The following is a 16,862-nucleotide window of genomic DNA, read 5'->3' on the forward strand; positions in this document are numbered from 1 at the left end:
GGCTATCCGGTGCCCGCCTTGTAGCCCACGCCTCGCACGGTGAGGATGATTTCGGGTCGCTCCGGATCCGGCTCGATCTTGGCGCGCAGCCGCTGCACGTGCACGTTGACCAGGCGGGTGTCCGCCGCGTGGCGGTAGCCCCAGACCTGCTCCAGCAGCACCTCACGGGTGAAGACCTGGCGCGGTTTGCGGGCGAGCGCGACAAGCAGGTCGAACTCCAGCGGCGTCAGCTTCACCTCCTCGCCGTCGCGGCTGACCGTGTGGGCCGGCACGTCGATGGTGATCTGGTTGCCGGGCGGGCCGATGGTCAGCATCTCCGGCGCCACGTCCTCGCCCCGGCGGAGCCGGGCCCGCATCCGGGCCACCAGCTCCTTGGGCTTGAACGGCTTGACCACGTAGTCGTCGGCGCCGGACTCGAGCCCGAGCACGACGTCGACGGTGTCGCTCTTGGCGGTCAGCATCACGATCGGCACGCCGGACTCGCCCCGGATGGCGCGGGCCACGTCGATGCCGCTCATGCCCGGCAGCATCAGGTCGAGCAGGACGATGTCCGGTCGGTTGTCGCGGAAGGCGGCCAGCGCCCGTTCGCCGTCCGCGACGAAGGACGGCACAAAGCCCTCGCTGCGCAGCACGATGCCGAGCATCTCGGCGAGGGCGGGGTCGTCGTCGACCACGAGTACCCGGGCTCTCATGGGGTTTATCGTTCCATCCCCGTTCGTCTGGAGTGTTCGGCGTCTCCACGGAACCGTAGCGCCGAGCGGCCCCACGCACCACAGCAGTCGGCGTGGCCGCCCAGCGTGGCGTGCCGGGGTGGTCGGGTCCACCGGATGCGGACCCGCCGTGCAACCATGATCCCCCGGGCGTCGCCCCGCCCGCCACCTCCGCTCCCCCGCCCAGGAGTACGCGTGCCCGACGCCGGCCCGACCGCGGTGCTGCCGCGCCGTCCGCTGACCGTCGGCGAGCTGCTCGACGCGGCGGTGCTGCTGCTGCGCGACCAGGCGCGGGTGCTCGTCCCCCTCGCCCTCCTGCTGGCCCTCGCCGAACAGGCGGTGCTCCACCCGCTGCGGATGCTGGTCGCGGCCGAACCGCCGGCCTGGTGGCCGGCGGAGATCGGCGACACCCTTCCCGGGTACTGGCTGCTGCTGGCGGCCGGCGCCGGCACCGAAGCCGCGATCATCGCGCTGCTCGGCGCCCCGGCCGCACGCGGTGCCGGCGCGGCGCTGCTGGGCCGCCGTTCCGCGCCGTCGGAGCTGCTGCGCGGCGCCCGGCCGGGCGCGACGCTGCCGGCCGCCGTCCTGGTCGGGCTGACCGTCACCGCCGCCGCGCTGACCGGGCCGGGCTGGTTCCTGGCGTACGCGCTGCTCGGCCTGGTGGTGCCGGTGCTGGTGCTGGACGGGGTGCCGGCGCACCGGGCGCCGTGGCGGGCGGTACGCCTCGCCGGCCGGGTCGGCGCGCGGGCCGCCGCGATCCGGCTGCTGGGCTACCTGGGCTGGTGGCTGATCCGGCTCGGCATCGGGCTGGGCGTCTACTACGGGCTGGGCATGCTGGGTCTGTTCGACGTCTCGGCCTGGGCGCTGCCGGTGACGATCGCCGCCTTCACCGCCGTGAACGCGCTGGCGTACTCGGCGCTCGCCTGCCTGGACGCGGTGCTCCACCTGGAGACCCGGATCCGCACCGAAGGGCTGGACATCCGGCTCTCCCGCGCGCCCGCCGGCGTGCCCGAGCCCGCCCTGCTGGCGGCGTACCGGTGAGCCGGTGGTGGACCGAGACGGTGGCGGCCCTCGGTGACGTGGTGCCGCTGCCGCTGGCCGCGCTGATCCTGCTGGGCGTCGCGCTGCTGGTGGCGCTGGCATGGTACTTCTTCCCCGCGTGGGTGCCCCGCCGGCTGCCCCGGTTCCGGTTCCCCCGGCTGCGGTGGCCACGCCTGCCCCGGCTGAGGTGGCCCCGGTTCCGGCGTCCTCGCCGGTCCCGTGACGACGACCCGCCGCCCGTGCGCCTGCCCGCGCCCCGGCTGCCGGAACCGGCCGGGCCCGGGCTGGCCGACCGGCTGGCGGCCGAGGGCCGGTACGCGGAGGCGGTCCGGGAGCGGCTGCGCGAGATGGTCCGGCTCCTGGTCGTGCGGCAGGTGGTGGAGCCCCGCCCCGGGCTCACAGTCGTCGAGCTGACCGAGGCGGCGGCCCGTGCCCGGCCGAGGGTCCGGCCCACGCTGCACGAGGCCGGGGCGATCTTCTCCGACCTCTGGTACGCCCAGCGCCCCGCCACCGCCGCGCACGACCGGCGGATGCGTGATCTCGCCGCCGACCTGAGTCGCGAGCTGACCGGGGAGGAGCCGCGGTGACCGCCACCGTCGAACCGGAGACCACGACTGCGGCCACGACTGTGCCGCGCCGGCGGCCGTACCGGTTGCTCGTCCCGCTCGGGCTGGCGGTGCTGCTGATCGTGACCACGCTCGTGCTGCGCGCGGTCGACCGGCCCGACGCGGACGAGCCCGGTTTCCTGTCCCCGGTCGCCACCGACGGCGACGGCGCCAGCCGGCTCGCGGAAGCACTGCGGACGCAGGGCGTGCCGGTACGCCGGGAGACGGATCTGACAGCGGCGCTGCGTACCGCCCGCGCCGAGCCGAGCACGCTGTTCGTGCCCGCGCCCGGGCTCGTGCACCCGGACCTGCTCGACGGCCTGACCACCCTCCCGCCGGGCAGCCGGCTGGTGCTGGTCGAGCCGTCCCGGCGGGTGCTCGCCGAACTGGACGTCCCGGTCGAGCCGGCCGGCGTTCGCTGGGCCGCGCGGGCGGTGCCGCCGGACGCGGACGGCACGCCGTGCCGGCTGCCCGAGGCGGTCCGGGCCGGTGTCGCCGCGATCGACCTCCAGCGTTACGCCGGACCGGCCGAGGTCGACCACTGCTACGGCGGCGCGCTGCTGCGCGTCCCCGGGCGGGTCGAGGTGGTGCTGGCCGGCGCCAGTGACCCGTTCCGCAACGAGCGGATCGGCGAGTGGAGCAACGAGGCGCTCGCCACCGGCCTGCTCGGCGGCGACCGCCCGCTGGTCTGGCTCGACCTGCCCGAGCCGGTACCGGCGCCGACCCGCCCGAGCTGGTCCCCGGCACCGTTCACCGAGCAGCCCGCGCCGGCCGGCAGCGGCCGGTCGGAACGACCCGATCCGCCCGACCGAGCCGACCGGTCGTGGGAGAACCCGCTCTGGGGCGCCTTCCCGCAGTGGTTCTGGGCCGTCCTGGTGCAGCTCGCCCTGGCCGGGCTGCTCGTGGTGCTGTGGCGGGCCCGCCGGCACGGGCCGCCGGTGTCGGAGCCGCTGCCGGTGACCGTCCGCTCCGCCGAGACGGTGCGCGGCCGGGCTCGGCTCTACCGCCGGGCGGGCGCCCGGGACACCGTCGCCGGGACGTTGCGCGCCGCCGCGCTGGACCGGCTGACGACCCGGCTCAACCTGCCCCCTGGGACACCCGACGACGAGGTGGCCGCCCGGGTCGCCGAGCGCGCCGGCGCCGACCCGGAACGGGTGGCCGACCTGCTCCACGGCCCGGCCCCGGCCAACGACCGCGAGCTGCTGGAGCTGGCCCGCGAACTGGACGCCCTGACCCGTACCCTGGCCCCGCATCCGAGCGAAGGAGACCCCCGGTGACCGGACCCGTCACGACCACCGCCCCGTCCGGCGCCCGCGCCGCCCTGCACCGCCTGCGGGCCGAGGTGGCGAAGGCCGTCGTCGGGCAGGACGCCGTGGTCACCGGCCTGGTGATCGCGTTGCTCTGCCGGGGGCACGTGCTGCTGGAGGGCGTACCGGGGGTGGCCAAGACGCTGCTGGTGCGGACCCTGGCCGCCGCGCTCGACCTGGACGCCAAGCGGGTGCAGTTCACCCCCGACCTGATGCCCGGCGACGTCACCGGCTCGCTGATCTTCGACCAGCGCACCGCCGCCTTCACGTTCCGGGAGGGGCCGGTCTTCACCAACCTGCTGCTCGCCGACGAGATCAACCGCACCCCGCCCAAGACGCAGTCGGCGCTGCTGGAGGTGATGGAGGAACGGCAGGTCTCCGTCGAGGGCGAGCGCCGTCCGCTGCCGGACCCGTTCATCGTCGCGGCCACCCAGAACCCCGTCGAGTACGAGGGCACCTACCCGCTCCCCGAGGCGCAGCTGGACCGCTTCCTGCTGAAGCTGACAGTGCCACTGCCGGAGCGGGAGGAGGAGCTGGGCGTGCTGCGCGCGCACCACGCCGGGTTCGACCCGCGCGACCTGGGCGCGGCGGGCGTACGCCCGGTGGCCGGCGTGGCGGACCTGGCCGCCGCCCGGGCCGAGGTGCGGAACGTGCACGTGGCCGAACCGGTGCTCGGCTACATCGTGGACCTGTGCCGGGGCACCCGCTCCGCGCCCGCGCTGGAGCTGGGCGCGTCCCCGCGAGGCGCGACCGCGCTGCTGAACACGGCCAAGGCGTGGTCCTGGCTGGCCGGCCGCGACCACGTCACGCCGGACGACGTCAAGGCGGTCGCCCGGCCCACGCTGCGGCACCGGCTGCGTCCTCGCCCGGAGGCCGAGCTGGAGGGCGTGACCGTGGACGCGGTGCTGGAGTCGGTGCTGGCCACCGTGCCGACGCCGCGATGACCTGGCGGGCGGGTCTGCTGCTCGGCGCGGGCGCGCTGACGCTGCCGTTCTGGCCGGCGCCGTTCCTCGGCGTCGCCGTGCTGACCGCCGTGGTGCTGCTGCTGGTGCTGCTCGACCGGGCGTTGGCGGTCCCGCCGGACGCGCTGGTCGTGACCCGTTCCGGGGAGCGGACGGTCCGCCTCGGCGGCACCGCCACCGTCTCGCTGCACCTGGCCAACCCGACCGACCGCACGCTGCACGCCCAGGTGCGCGACGCCTGGGTGCCGTCGGCCGGGGCTCGCCCGGACGTGCCGCCGGACCGCCTGCTCACCGTGCCGCCCGGTGACGCCGCCACGCTGCCGGTCCGGCTCACCCCGACCCGGCGCGGCGACCGGCGGGCGGTGGCGCTGACCGTACGCTCGCTCGGGCCGATGCGCCTGGGTGCCCGGCAGCGCGCCGGGCGCCCGGCCACCCCACAGTGGACGCTGCGGGTGCTGCCCCGCTTCGACTCCCGCCGGCACCTGCCGGAGAAGCTGGCCCGGCTGCGGGTCATCGACGGGGTGCAGGTGACCCGGGGGCGCGGTCACGGCACCGAGTTCGACACGTTGCGCGAGTACGCGGTGGGCGACGACGTCCGCTCGATCGACTGGCGGGGCAGCGCCCGCCGCGCCGACGTGCTGGTGCGCACCTGGCGCCCGGAGCGGGACCGGCGCCTGGTCTGCGTGCTGGACACCGGCCGCACGTCGGCGGTACGCCTCGGCGACGAGCCCCGGCTGGACACCGCCATCGACGCGGCGCTGCTGCTCACCGCGCTCGCCGCCCGCGCGGGTGACCGGGTGGACCTGCTGGCGGCGGACACCGAGATCCGGGCCCGGGTCACCGGCAGCGGCCGCCCGGCGCTGCTCGCCCGGCTGGTCGACGCGGTGGCACCGTTGCAGCCCGCGCTGGCCGAGACCGACTTCGAGCTGATCGCCGCCGAGGTGCTGCGCCGGGAACGGCAGCGCAGCCTGGTGGTGCTGTTCACCGCGCTGGAGGCGGGCGCGATCGGTGACGGGCTGTTGCCGGTGCTGCCCCGGCTGGCCACCCGGCACCGGGTGGTGCTGGCCGCCGCCAGCGACCCGGTGCTGACCGGGCTCGCCACCGCCACCCCGGCCGGCCCGGACGACCCGTACGCGGCCGCGTCGGCGTGGCGGGCGCTGGCCGAGCGGGACCGGGTACGCGCCGCCCTGTCGCGCTACGGCGTGACGGTGGTGGACGTGCCCGCACACCGGCTGGCCCCGGCCGTCGCCGACACCTATCTGCGGCTCAAGTCCCTCGGCCAGCTCTGACCGCACGCCGGCCGAGCACCAGCGCGTACGCCAGGAAGGCCAGCCACACCGCGGCACCGGCCGCCACCCGCAGCACGACCGGCACCGGCGCCGGGGTGACGAACGCCTCGATCAGCGCGGAGACCGCGAACATGCCGACCAGACCGGCCGCGACCACGACGGCGAGCTTTCCCGCCTCGGCGACCGCCGGGCCGCGGCCGAGGTGCGCGGGCGGGGCGATCCAGGCCCAGGCGGTACGCAGTCCGACCCCGGCGGCGACGAAGATGCCGGTCAGCTCCAGCAGCCCGTGCGGGGTGATCATGCCGAAGAAGACGTCCGCCCGGCCGTAGGAGACCATCACGCCGCCGACCACGCCGATGTTCAGCGCGTTCTGCCACAGCAGCCAGAACACCGGCACCACGAGCACACCGGCGGCCAGGCACTGGGCCGCCAGCCACGCGTTGTGCGTCCACAGGTGGAACGCGAAGGTAGGCGCGGCGTACTCGCTGTAGTAGCCGGCGAAGCCGGAGTCGACGAGTTCCCGGGCGGCCTGCTCGCCGATGAACGCGGCGGCGGTGTCCGGGTTGGCGGCGACGAACCAGATGAGGAAGGCGGTCAGGGCGCTGAACGCGGTGGCCACGCCGCACCACCAGGGCCAGGCCCGGTAGAGCGCGGCGGGCAGGTCGGCGGCCAGGAACCGGCCCACTGCCGTCCAGGACAGCCGGGGGCGGCCGGTGACCCGCGCCCGGGCCGCGAGGACGAGGTGGGACAGGCGGTTCACCAGCGCGGGCTCGGGGGCCCGGGCGCGCAGCGCGGACAGGTGCGTGGCGCTGCGCTGGTAGAGCGCGACCAGCTCGTCGACCTCGGCCGCGTCGAGGCGACGCCGCCCGGTCAGGTGTTCCAGCCGCCGCCATTCGGCGTTGTGCTCGGCCACGTACGCGTCGAGATCCACTCACCCTCCCCCGTCCGGCGTCCATGGTGTTCACTGTCGGGGTGCGCGCGCAACCTCCCCCACCGCCCCGGTGGGCCGACGCCGGTCTGGTCAGCGGCGAGGCGGTGGAGCTGGACATCCGGGCGGCCCGGCTGGGCTCCCGGGTGCTCGCCCTGCTGATCGACGCGGTGATCCAGCTCGTGCTGGCACTGCTGCTCGGGACGGTGCTGACGGTGGTGGCGCTCGCCCTGCTCGGTGACGTCCTCGACGCCGCGCTGGCCGGCGCGCTCCAGACCGTGCTGCTGGTGCTGGTCCTGCTCGGCTATCCGGTGGTGATGGAGCGCTTCGCCGGTGGCCGGACGGTGGGCAAACTGGCCGTGGGGCTGCGGGTGGTACGGGCCGACGGCGGCCCGGTCGGTGTGGGCCAGTCGCTGACCCGGGCGCTCGTCGGTGTCGCGGTGGAGTGGCCCGGCCTGGTGCTGCCGCTGTTGAGCTGGGTCGCCGGCGTCACGGTGATGCTCACCGACCCGCGTGGTCGCCGGCTGGGCGACCTGGTCGCCGGCACGCTCGTGGTGCACACCCGTGGCGCCGGAATGTGGCGGCCGCTGCCGCCGGCACCCCCGCCGCTGCTGGCCTGGGCGGCCACGCTCGACCTGACCCGGTTCGACGACGGGCTGGCGCTTGCCGTCCGGCAGTACCTGGACCGGTTGCCCCAGCTCGCCGAGCCGGACCGGTCCCGGCTGGGCCGGGCGCTGTGGGCCGAGGTCGCGACGGTCACCTCACCGCCTCCGCCCTGGGCGGCGCAGGACTGGGTCTACCTGTCCGCCGTGCTGGCCGAGCGGGGGCGCCGGGCCGCGCTGCGGTTGGGCCGCGCCCGGACGGTCACCGCCACGCTCTGGCCGGAGCTGGTCCCGGCGCAGGCGGGCGTACCGCACCCGGCCGCGCCGGCCGCCGGGTTACGGCCCGCCGCGCCGGAGGCCGCACCCGGTCCGGTACGCCGCTGAGCCGCGCTCAGGCGAACAGCTCCCGCCCCCACCAGTCGGCCGCGTCGCGGACGCCCGGCGGGCAGGCGAACAGGCCACTGGAGACGTGCCGCAGGTACTCGTTCATCGCGTCGTTGCGGGCCAGCCGGGTCTGGACGGGCACGAACTGCCGGCGCGGGTCCCGCTGGTAGGCGATGAAGAACAGACCGGCGTCGAGCCGGCCCAGCCCGTCCGAGCCGTCCACGAAGTTGTAGCCGCGGCGCAGCAGGCGGGCGCCGTTGTTCGCATCCGGGTGAGCAAGCCGTACGTGCGCGGTGGCCGCGATGAGCGGCTCGCCGTCGTCGCCCTTCGCGGCGAAGTCCGGCTCGTCGAACTCGTCGCGCCGGCCCAGTGGCGCGCCGCTGCCCTTGGTCCGGCCGACGATCATCTCCTGCTCGGCCAGCGGGCTGCGGTCCCATGTCTCGATGAGCATCCGGATCTTCCGGGTGACCAGGTAGGAGCCGCCGGTCATCCAGTCCGGGCCGTCGCCGGGCTGCACCCAGAGCTGGTCGCGCAGCAGGCCGGCGTCCTCGGCCTTGAGATTGGCGGTGCCGTCCTTGAAGCCGAACAGGTTGCGCGGCGTGGCCTGGTCCCGCGACGTCGACGAGGTACGCCCGAAGCCGAGCTGCGACCAGCGCACGCTCACCACGCCCATGCCGATGCGGGCCAGGTTGCGGATGGCGTGCACCGCCACCTGCGGGTCGTTGGCGCAGGCCTGCACGCAGAGGTCACCGCCGGACAGCTCCGGCCGCAGCGCGTCCCCGGCGAAGTGCGGCAGGTCGGCCAGCGCGGCCGGACGGCGGGCGGCGATGCCGAAGCGGTCCCGGCCCTGCGCGTCGCGGAACAGCGTCGCCCCGAAGCCCACGGTGAGGGTGAGCTGCGACGGGGGCAGTCCGAGCGCCTCACCGGTGTCGTCCGGCGGGGCCTCGGGCATGCCGCCGACCGCGCCGATCACCCCGGCGTCCTTGCCGGCGGTCATCCGGGCCCCGGCGGCGGTCCACTCCTGGAGCATCGCGACGAGCCGGTCCCGGTCCTTCGTGACCACGTCGAACGCGACGAAGTGCAGCCGGTCCTGTGCCGGGGTGGTGATGCCGGCCTGGTGCTCGCCGAGGAACGGCACGGAACCGGCGGCCGATCCGGTGGCGGACGCCTCGTTCCCGCCGGCGAGCAGAGCGCCCACGCCGCCCGCCACCCCGGCGACCCCGGCCACACCGACGCCGGCCAGTGTCATCGCCCGGCGCCGGGACAGGCCACGGCCGCTCCGCTCGCTGTTCGGCTCGCTCGACGCGTCGCCGCCGGCCGGACCGGTCATCGCGCGACTGCCGCCGCGACCTTGCTGACCGGCTCGGCCAGCGCGTTCACCGCGTCCGACAGCTCCTTCAGCTCAGCCTTGCCGAGCTGCGTGTGCAGCTTCCAGCCGTCGCCGGCCCGGTGCCTGCCGAGCGTCGCCTCCACGTTCGCGAACTCGCCGTCGAGCTGCTTGACCAGGTCGGGCGCGCGCTGCTCCAGCGCCGGGCGCAGTGCGGCGATGGCCGCCTTCGAGCCCTCCAGGTTGGCGTTGAAGTCCCACAGGTCGGTGTGCGAGTAGCGCTCCTCCTCGCCGGTGATCTTGCCGCTGGCGACCTCGTCGAGCAGCGCCTTGGCACCGTTGGCGAGCTGGAGCGGGGTGAGCTTCTCGGCGTCGGCCTTGGCGACGATCGCCTTGACGTCGGCCAGGAGCCGGTCGGCGATCGGCCCGTCCTTGCTGACGTCGCCGGTGGTCCAGAGGTCCTTCTCGATCCGGTGGAAGCCGGTGAACTCCATGCCCTCCTCGACCACCTCCTCGCGGCCGTCGATCTTCGGGTCGAGGTCGCCGAAGCTCTCCGCGACCGGCTCGATCCGCTCCCAGTAGGTGCGGGCCACCGGGTACAGCGCCTTGGCCTTCGCCACGTCGTTCGCCTTGACCGCCGCCACGAACTCCTCGGTCTTCGTCAGCAGCGCGGCGGTCTGGCTGCGCACGTACCGCTGGTAGCTCTCGGTGGCCTGGGTGAGCGCGGCGTCGGGTGCGACGGTCGCGGCGGTGCCGGAGACCTTCAGCGCGCCCCGGATGCCCCGGCCGCTCATGCCCGGCTTGCAGGCCGTCTCGTACGTGCCGGCGGCCAGCTCGACCCGCAGCTCACGGCTGAGCCCGGGGGCGATGTTCTCCACCTCGCCCATCACCCGGTCACCGGCGGCGTAGACGTAGAACTCGTTGACCTTGGAACCGCTGTTCGTCACCTTGAAGGTGACCTGACCGGCGTCGATCTCGGTGTCGCCGACCTCGCAGGCGGTGTCGGTGGCCTTGACGGCGATCGGCCCGCCGTTCGTGGCGTCGGCGTCGTCACCGCCGCACCCGGCCAGGCCGGCGACGGCGAGCAGCCCGGCGGCGGCGGGCGCGACGAGTCGAGTGGTACGCATGGCGCGGGGTCTCCTCGGAAGGGGCGGGTCAGGCGCGGGATGACGGGACGGCGGCCACGTCGGCCGCAACCGGCTCGACGGGCTGAGCGGGCTCGACGGGCTGAGCGGGCTTGACCGGCCGGCCCGGCTTGCGCAGGAACAGCGCGAGCACCGGCACCGCGTACGCGACCCAGGCGATCAGCTCCAGCACCGTCGGCGCGGCCGTGACGTTGAACATGCCGGCGAGCAGCGCGCCGTACCAGGAACTCGGGTCGAGCGTGCCCGAAATGTCGAACGCCAGGTCGTTCAGGCCGGGCAGCACGCCCGCCTCCTGGAAGTCGTGCACGCCGTACTTGAGGATGCCGGCGGCGACCAGGATGAGCAGCGCGCCGGTCCAGGTGAAGAACCGGCTCAGGTTGATCCGTACCGCGCTGCGGTAGAGCAGGAATCCGATCACGACGGCGGTGGCGATGCCGCCGGCCAGGGCGAGCAGCGCGCCGGGCCCGGTGCCGCCGGCCGCACTCTCGGCGGCCGCGTAGAAGATCAGCGCGGTCTCCAGGCCCTCGCGGATCACGGCGAGGAACGCCATGCCGGCGACGGCCAGGGAGCCGACCGCGAGCGCGTCGGTGAGCTTGCCGCGCAGCTCACCGGCGATGGTGCGGGCGGCCCGGCGCATCCAGAAGATCATCCAGGTCACGAAGACCACGGCGGCGACCGAGGTGACCGCCTCGAACAGCTCGCGCGACTCGGAGGTGCGCAGCAGCGAGGTGGAGGTGTACTGGATCAGGGAGCCGAAGACGACGGAGAGCGCCACGGCCAGGCCGACGCCGGCCCACACCTGCGGCAGCCGGTCCCGGCGCTGCGACTTGACCAGGAAGGCGACGAGGATGCTGACCACGAGTGTCGCTTCCAGGCCCTCACGCAGGCCGATCAGGTACGTGGCGAACATGGGAACTCCGTAGTCAGGCTTGCCTCAGTTAACTTAGGGCAGCCATACCTTGCTCCTCTTCCCAGCAAACGTCAAGCTGATCCGCGTAACGTCACCCGGTTCGACATCCGCAAGCCTTCCCCGTACGCGAAAAGGGACCGGGACGGCCGCGCGGCGGCCGACCCCGGTCCCTCCGGGAGCGTGGAGACTCAGTAGCGGTAGTGGTCCGGCTTGAACGGGCCCTCCTGGGAGACGCCCAGGTAGGAGGCCTGCTCCTTGGTGAGCGTGGTCAGCTTCGCGCCGAGCGCGTCCAGGTGCAGCCGGGCTACCTTCTCGTCCAGGTGCTTGGGCAGCACGTAGACGCCGATCGGGTATTCGTCGGTCTTGGTGAACAGCTCGATCTGGGCGATCGTCTGGTTGGCGAACGAGTTCGACATCACGAAGCTCGGGTGGCCGGTGGCGTTGCCCAGGTTCAGCAGGCGGCCCTCGGAGAGCACGATGATGGCGTGGCCGTCGTCGAAGCGCCACACGTCGACCTGCGGCTTGATGTTCTCGCGGGTCACGTCGCTGCGCTTGGCCAGGCCGGCCATGTCGATCTCGTTGTCGAAGTGGCCGATGTTGCCGACGATGGCCTGGTGCTTCATCCGGGCCATGTGCTCGTTGGTGATGACGTCGAAGCAGCCGGTCGCGGTGATGAAGATGTCGGCCTGCTCCACCACGTCGTCGAGCGTGGCGACCTGGTAGCCGTCCATCGCCGCCTGGAGGGCGCAGATCGGGTCGACCTCGGTCACCACGACCCGGGCGCCCTGGCCGCGCAGCGACTCGGCGCAGCCCTTGCCCACGTCGCCGTAGCCCATGACCACTGCCATCTTGCCGCCGATCAGCACGTCGGTGGCGCGGTTGATGCCGTCGATGAGCGAGTGACGGCAGCCGTACTTGTTGTCGAACTTGCTCTTGGTCACCGAGTCGTTGACGTTGATGGCCGGGAAGAGCAGCGTGCCGGCGCGGTGCATCTCGTAGAGCCGGTGCACACCGGTGGTGGTCTCCTCGGTGACGCCCTTGATGGCGGCGGCGATCCGGGTCCACCGCTGGCCGTCCTCGGCCAGCGAGCGGTGCAGGAGTTCGAGGATGACCGCGTACTCCTCGGAGTCGGCGGACTCGACCGGCGGCACGACACCGGCCTTCTCGAACTCGGCGCCCTTGTGGACGAGCAGGGTGGCGTCGCCGCCGTCGTCCAGGATCATGTTCGGACCCTGGCCGTCCGGCCAGTTGAGCACCTGCTCGGTGCACCACCAGTACTCCGGCAGCGTCTCGCCCTTCCAGGCGTAGACCGGCACGCCGGCCGGGGCCTCCGGGGTGCCCTCGGGGCCGACCACCATCGCCGCGGCGGCGTGGTCCTGGGTGGAGAAGATGTTGCAGGACGCCCAGCGGACCTGCGCGCCGAGCGCGACAAGGGTCTCGATCAGGACGGCGGTCTGGACGGTCATGTGCAGCGAGCCGGTGATCCGGGCGCCGGCCAGCGGCTGGGCCTCGGCGAACTCGCGCCGGATGGCCATCAGGCCCGGCATCTCGTGCTCGGCGAGCCGGATCTCCTTGCGCCCGAACTCGGCGAGCGACAGATCCGCCACCTTGTAGTCGCCCTCGGCGAGGGTGCTCGGCCGGGCCTGCGACGACGCGCCGCTGGAGGCCGCCGGGAGGGTGCTGGTCATGGAAGCTCCTGTCGAACGATGGTGGTGCGCAGCTTTCCACCTTACGCTCGCGGACCACTCCCTCCGTGCCCGGTTTGCCGACCGCGCAATCGGCCGGTCGGCGGACAGCGCACGGGGCGGTCGGTGGTGAGCGAACTCTCCACTCACGGCCCGGCCGCCCCGCGCATCCCCCCGGTTTGGTTCCCCCGCACGTCACCGGACCTTTCGGCGCGACAACGCTGCGTACCCATAGGGTCACACCGCATTGGAGGACCGTCAAGCCGTTTCGGGAAAGTCGGACTTGCCCGGATCAGGGCATCCCGCAGGTGGCGACGAATGCCTCACCCGCCCCGCTCACCGCCAGCGGCCCCCCGGCCGCCGTACCCACGGCTGCCTGACCCGCGTCCAGCGTCACCACGCCCACGCCGTCGTCCACTGTCAGCTTCCCGGCCCGGCACAGCACCAGACGTGGCCCGGGCAGTGTCAGCCGCACCCCCGGCGACCCGGCGGTCACCTCGACCCGGTGCAGCGCGAAGTCCTCCACCGGCACCGGCCAGGTCAGCACCCCCGGCTCCACCTGCTCCGGCCGCAGCACCGGCCGGGTCAGCACCTCGAACCGGAGCACCCGCAGCAGCTCGTCCACGTCGACCCGCTTCGCGGTGAACCCGCCGCGCAGCACGTTGTCACTGGCCGCCATGATCTCCACGCCGGTGCCGCGCAGGTAGGCGTGCAGATTCCCGGCCGGCATCCAGATGCCCTCGCCGGGCGCCAGCCGGACGTGGTGCAGCAGCAGCGCCACCACCACGCCCGGGTCGGCCGGATAGCCGGACGCCAGCATGCGGACCAGCTCGGCGTCCGCCGAGCCCGGCGCGGCCTCCGCCGCCGCCAGCACGGCCGCCACCAGCCCGGCGCGCTCCGCCACCGGCCAGCTCAACAACAGGCGTACCGCCTCCCGCAACCCCGCCGGCCCGTCGCGCAACGCCGCCACCACGGGCTCCAGCACGGGTACCCCGAACGCGGCGATGGCCGCCGCCGACTCCCCCGGGTCGCGGAAGCCGCACAGCGCGTCGAACTCCGACAGCGCCACCAGCAACTCCGGCTTGTGGTACGGGTCCACGTAGTTGACCCGCCCCACGTCGGCGGCGTGCCCGGCGCGGGCCTGCTCGGCGTCCGGATGGGCCTGGAGGCTCAGTGGCGACTCGGCCGCCAGCACCTTCAGCAGGAACGGCAGCCGGGTGCCGAACCGGCCGACCAGCCGCTCACCCAGCCAGTGATCCGGCTCGGCCACCAGCAGTTCGGTGAGGCTGACCGGCCGGCCGTCACGCTGCACGGTGGCCGGGGCGCCCGGGTGGGCACCCAGCCACAGCTCCGCCTCCGGCCCGTTGCTCGGCACCGGCCGCCCCTGCAACTCGGCGATAGCGGTGCGCGAGCCCCAGGCGTAGTCACGGATCCGGCCCTGCAACAACTCCATCGGTCAGCTCCCGGGCCGCCCGGCCACCTCGCCGGTCGCGTGCGCCTCACCCGCCGTGTGCGTGTCACCGGCCCTGTGCGCCTCGTCGGTGGTCGCCGCCTCCGGGACGGCGGTGTCCGCCGCCTGACCGGTGCCCGCGCGCTCGGCGGCCGGCGAGTAGATGTCCGGCTCCAGGTAGATCACCCGGGCGGTCGGCACCTCGCGCCGGATCCGCGCCTCGACGGCGTTGATGTCACGGGCCAGGTCGTGGGCGGTCTCCCAGGCCGGCACCGCGATCTTCGCGGCCACCATCAGCTCCTCCGGGCCCAGGTAGAGCGTCTTCATGTGGATGATCCGCTCCACCTCGGGACCGCTCGTGACGGCCTGCTCGATCTTTGTCAGCTCGCCCTGCTCGGCGCCCTCGCCGAGCAGCAGGCTCTTGGTCTCGACCGCCAGCGTGACCGCGATGACCACGAGCAGGACGCCGATCATCGCGGTGCCCGCCGCGTCCCACATGCCGTTGCCGGTGATCAGCGTCATGCCGACGCCGAACAGCGCGAACACCAGGCCGACCAGGGCGCCGAAGTCCTCCAGCAGAACCACAGGCAGCTCCGGGGCCTTGGCCCGGCGGATGAACCGGACCCAGGACTGGTTGCCCCGGATCAGGTTGGACTCCTTGATCGCGGTACGGAAGGAGAAACCCTCCATCACGATCGCGGCCACCAGCACCGCCACCGGCACCCACTGCCAGTTCTCGATCGGGTGCGGGTCGGACGCCTTGTGGTAGGCCTCGTAGAGCGCGAACAGGCCACCGAGACTGAACAGCACGATCGCCACGATGAACGCGTAGATGTAGCGCTCCCGGCCGTACCCGAACGGGTGCTGTGGCGTGGCCTGCCGCTTGGCCCGCCGGCCGCCGAGCAGCAGCAGGCCCTGGTTGCCCGAGTCGGCCACCGAGTGGATCGACTCGGCCAGCATCGACGACGAGCCGGTGAGGGCGAACGCGATGAACTTGGTGACGGCGATGCCGAGGTTCGCCGCCAGGGCGGCGACGATCGCCTTGGTGCCCCCGTTCGCGCTCATTCCCCGCCTCGCTCGATGCCCCGTATGTTCACTGGTTTGCCAGCTCCTTCATCTCCGTGATGGCCGGTACCGCCATCGGGTCCAGCCCGTGTGCCAGGGCGAGGTAGATCGAGGCGAAGTCGGGGACCGCCACCAGCGACGCGAGCCGTTCCAGCGCGGAACCGCCCTCGGCGGTCACCACGTCACAGCGCACGCCGCGGCGCTCGGCGAGCGTCTGCACCGCGTCCGCGCGGCGCTCCTCCACCGCCAGCGGCTCGTCGGTGTCGTCGTCGGCGTTGAGGCCGCCGTCGCGCAGCAGCACCAGCCGCAGCCGGGTGCCGTCGGACTCGTCGTCGCCCGGGTCGGCGAAGATGTCCCGCTCGCCCTCCGCCAGGCCGCCGAACACCCCGTCGAGCAGGCCGACGCGGCCCCGGCCCGCCTCACCCAGCGCACCGGCGACCACCGGGTAGCGGGCGTTCGCGGACAGCGTGTCACCGAACCGCCGGGCGGCCACGGTGGCCAGCGGGGACGAACCCCACACGATCGGGATCGAACCGGACAGGCCCAGAGCCAGCGACTTCGCCGGGTTGACGAAGGACTCCGCGGTCGGCCGGCATCGATCGGCGTCGGCGTCCAGCCGGGCCGCCGTCTCGGCCAGATCGGCCTCGTTGACCTTCACGAGCCCGAGGGTACGGGCGGCGAGCAGAACCGGCACGGTGAGCGCCCAGAGGCTGGCCCGGGCCGGCGCGCGCCGGGGCACCGGGATGAACGGCGCGCGGGCCCGCTCGGCCACCGACTGGAGCTGCGAGTCGGGCGCGCCGACAGCCACCAGCCGGGCGCCGCGCCGGTGCGCCGCCTCGGCCGCGCCGAGCGCCTCCGGGCTGCGACCGGACGCGCTCACCGCGATGACCACGTCCGCCGCGCCCACCCAGCCCGGCACGCCGGCGCTGCGGTGCGGGATGACCGGCACCGGACAGCGCGGCCCGGCGACCGTGGCCAGCACGTCACCGGTACGCCCGGCGGTGCCGATGCCGGCGATGACCACCGCGCGGGGCCGGCCGTCGTCGGCAAGCACTGACAGATTGGCCTCGGCGGCAAGCGCCGCCGACTCACGTACCTGGGCACCTGCGGACGCGGTGTGCCGGAGCATGCCGCCCGGATCCCGCTCGGAGAGCTGCGCCGCGTCGTCCAGCAGGGCCTCGTCGGCGTGCCGGTGCCCGCTGACCCCGGCCGTACCCTCCATCACCGCGACGACCCGCCCCGCGCCTCGTCGGCGGCGGGGCCACCGCGCGCCTCGTCCAGCAGGAGCACCGGGACGTCGTCCCGGACCTCGAAGATGCGACCGCACTCGGTGCAGGTCAGCGTCTGCGCCCCCGCGTCGTAGTCCAGCGGGGCGTGGTGCGTGTCCGGGCAGGCGAGGATGTCGAGCAACTGCGGGTCCAGGGCCACGGCGCGGCTCCTTCCACGTATGCG

The 16,862-nt window shown here is 74.1% G+C and carries 16 protein-coding genes; 6 read left to right on the forward strand and 10 right to left on the reverse strand.

Annotated elements, in window-relative coordinates; genetic code table 11:
- Positions 1–2: 2 nt before the first annotated feature.
- A complete protein-coding gene (gene mtrA / locus ACGFIA_RS03755; RefSeq protein ID WP_013284210.1) occupies positions 3–692 on the reverse strand; it encodes an MtrAB system response regulator MtrA in 690 nt (229 codons plus the stop codon).
- Between the two features lie 213 nt (positions 693–905).
- Here mtrA and ACGFIA_RS03760 point away from each other — a divergent pair, with 213 nt between their 5' ends.
- The 5 genes from ACGFIA_RS03760 to ACGFIA_RS03780 are packed head-to-tail and all read left to right on the forward strand — an operon-like array spanning position 906 to position 5,914.
- Complete coding sequence (locus ACGFIA_RS03760; protein ID WP_357387904.1) at positions 906–1,751, forward strand: hypothetical protein; 846 nt, start codon at positions 906–908, stop codon at positions 1,749–1,751.
- Positions 1,748–2,338 (forward strand): DUF4129 domain-containing protein, encoded by a 591-nt coding sequence (locus tag ACGFIA_RS03765; protein ID WP_357387906.1) that lies wholly within the window; start codon positions 1,748–1,750, stop codon positions 2,336–2,338. Before ACGFIA_RS03760 ends, ACGFIA_RS03765 begins: the two co-directional genes overlap by 4 nt.
- Positions 2,335–3,633: a DUF4350 domain-containing protein gene (locus ACGFIA_RS03770; RefSeq protein WP_357480934.1), complete on the forward strand. Its 1,299-nt coding sequence runs from the start codon at positions 2,335–2,337 to the stop codon at positions 3,631–3,633. The genes ACGFIA_RS03765 and ACGFIA_RS03770 overlap by 4 nt, the downstream gene beginning before the upstream one ends.
- Entirely contained in the window at positions 3,630–4,607 is a 978-nt protein-coding gene (locus tag ACGFIA_RS03775) for a MoxR family ATPase (protein ID WP_357387910.1), read from the forward strand. Before ACGFIA_RS03770 ends, ACGFIA_RS03775 begins: the two co-directional genes overlap by 4 nt.
- Entirely contained in the window at positions 4,604–5,914 is a 1,311-nt protein-coding gene (locus tag ACGFIA_RS03780; protein WP_357470282.1) for a DUF58 domain-containing protein, read from the forward strand. The genes ACGFIA_RS03775 and ACGFIA_RS03780 overlap by 4 nt, the downstream gene beginning before the upstream one ends.
- Here the strand turns inward: ACGFIA_RS03780 and ACGFIA_RS03785 are convergent.
- Positions 5,892–6,845 carry a stage II sporulation protein M gene (locus ACGFIA_RS03785; protein WP_357387914.1) on the reverse strand — a complete coding sequence of 318 codons (954 nt, stop codon included), beginning with the start codon at positions 6,843–6,845 and terminating at the stop codon, positions 5,892–5,894. The genes ACGFIA_RS03780 and ACGFIA_RS03785 overlap by 23 nt on opposite strands.
- A gap of 41 nt (positions 6,846–6,886) precedes the next feature.
- Between ACGFIA_RS03785 and ACGFIA_RS03790 the strand changes: the two genes are divergently transcribed.
- A complete protein-coding gene (locus ACGFIA_RS03790; protein ID WP_357387916.1) occupies positions 6,887–7,828 on the forward strand; it encodes an RDD family protein in 942 nt (313 codons plus the stop codon).
- A gap of 7 nt (positions 7,829–7,835) precedes the next feature.
- Here ACGFIA_RS03790 and efeB read toward each other — a convergent pair whose 3' ends face one another.
- From efeB to ACGFIA_RS03830, 8 genes are all read right to left on the reverse strand, one after another.
- On the reverse strand, positions 7,836–9,158 hold the full coding sequence (efeB, locus tag ACGFIA_RS03795; RefSeq protein ID WP_393258390.1) for an iron uptake transporter deferrochelatase/peroxidase subunit: 1,323 nt from the start codon (positions 9,156–9,158) through the stop codon (positions 7,836–7,838).
- A complete protein-coding gene (efeO, locus tag ACGFIA_RS03800) occupies positions 9,155–10,282 on the reverse strand; it encodes an iron uptake system protein EfeO (protein WP_357387920.1) in 1,128 nt (375 codons plus the stop codon). Before efeO ends, efeB begins: the two co-directional genes overlap by 4 nt.
- 28 nt (positions 10,283–10,310) lie before the next feature.
- A complete protein-coding gene (gene efeU / locus ACGFIA_RS03805; RefSeq protein WP_357387922.1) occupies positions 10,311–11,210 on the reverse strand; it encodes an iron uptake transporter permease EfeU in 900 nt (299 codons plus the stop codon).
- Positions 11,211–11,398: 188 nt separating this feature from the next.
- On the reverse strand, positions 11,399–12,898 hold the full coding sequence (ahcY, locus tag ACGFIA_RS03810) for an adenosylhomocysteinase (protein ID WP_357470279.1): 1,500 nt from the start codon (positions 12,896–12,898) through the stop codon (positions 11,399–11,401).
- A 289-nt stretch (positions 12,899–13,187) separates the two neighbouring features.
- Positions 13,188–14,348, reverse strand: coding sequence for a mannose-6-phosphate isomerase, class I (manA, locus tag ACGFIA_RS03815; RefSeq protein ID WP_357387926.1), 1,161 nt, complete (start codon positions 14,346–14,348; stop codon positions 13,188–13,190).
- A 3-nt stretch (positions 14,349–14,351) separates the two neighbouring features.
- The gene (locus tag ACGFIA_RS03820; protein ID WP_357387928.1) at positions 14,352–15,410 is read right to left on the reverse strand and encodes a cation diffusion facilitator family transporter; all 1,059 of its coding nucleotides are present in this window, start codon (positions 15,408–15,410) and stop codon (positions 14,352–14,354) included.
- A gap of 28 nt (positions 15,411–15,438) precedes the next feature.
- Positions 15,439–16,635, reverse strand: a complete 1,197-nt coding sequence (locus ACGFIA_RS03825; protein ID WP_302904039.1) for an SIS domain-containing protein — start codon at positions 16,633–16,635, stop codon at positions 15,439–15,441.
- Entirely contained in the window at positions 16,632–16,838 is a 207-nt protein-coding gene (locus ACGFIA_RS03830; protein ID WP_357387930.1) for a Trm112 family protein, read from the reverse strand. Before ACGFIA_RS03830 ends, ACGFIA_RS03825 begins: the two co-directional genes overlap by 4 nt.
- Between the last annotated feature and the right edge of the window lie 24 nt (positions 16,839–16,862).

The organism is Micromonospora sp. NPDC049203, from assembly GCF_043197215.1.
In the GTDB taxonomy this organism is placed as follows: domain Bacteria; phylum Actinomycetota; class Actinomycetes; order Mycobacteriales; family Micromonosporaceae; genus Micromonospora.

Coding starts and splice junctions, on each gene's coding strand:
- mtrA (WP_013284210.1), bottom strand. CDS start 692: ATGAGAGCCCGGGTACTCGTGGTCGACGACGACCCCGCCCTCGCCGAG.
- ACGFIA_RS03780 (WP_357470282.1), top strand. CDS start 4,604: ATGACCTGGCGGGCGGGTCTGCTGCTCGGCGCGGGCGCGCTGACGCTG.
- efeB (WP_393258390.1), bottom strand. CDS start 9,158: ATGACCGGTCCGGCCGGCGGCGACGCGTCGAGCGAGCCGAACAGCGAG.
- efeO (WP_357387920.1), bottom strand. CDS start 10,282: ATGCGTACCACTCGACTCGTCGCGCCCGCCGCCGCCGGGCTGCTCGCC.
- efeU (WP_357387922.1), bottom strand. CDS start 11,210: ATGTTCGCCACGTACCTGATCGGCCTGCGTGAGGGCCTGGAAGCGACA.
- ahcY (WP_357470279.1), bottom strand. CDS start 12,898: ATGACCAGCACCCTCCCGGCGGCCTCCAGCGGCGCGTCGTCGCAGGCC.
- manA (WP_357387926.1), bottom strand. CDS start 14,348: ATGGAGTTGTTGCAGGGCCGGATCCGTGACTACGCCTGGGGCTCGCGC.
- ACGFIA_RS03820 (WP_357387928.1), bottom strand. CDS start 15,410: ATGAGCGCGAACGGGGGCACCAAGGCGATCGTCGCCGCCCTGGCGGCG.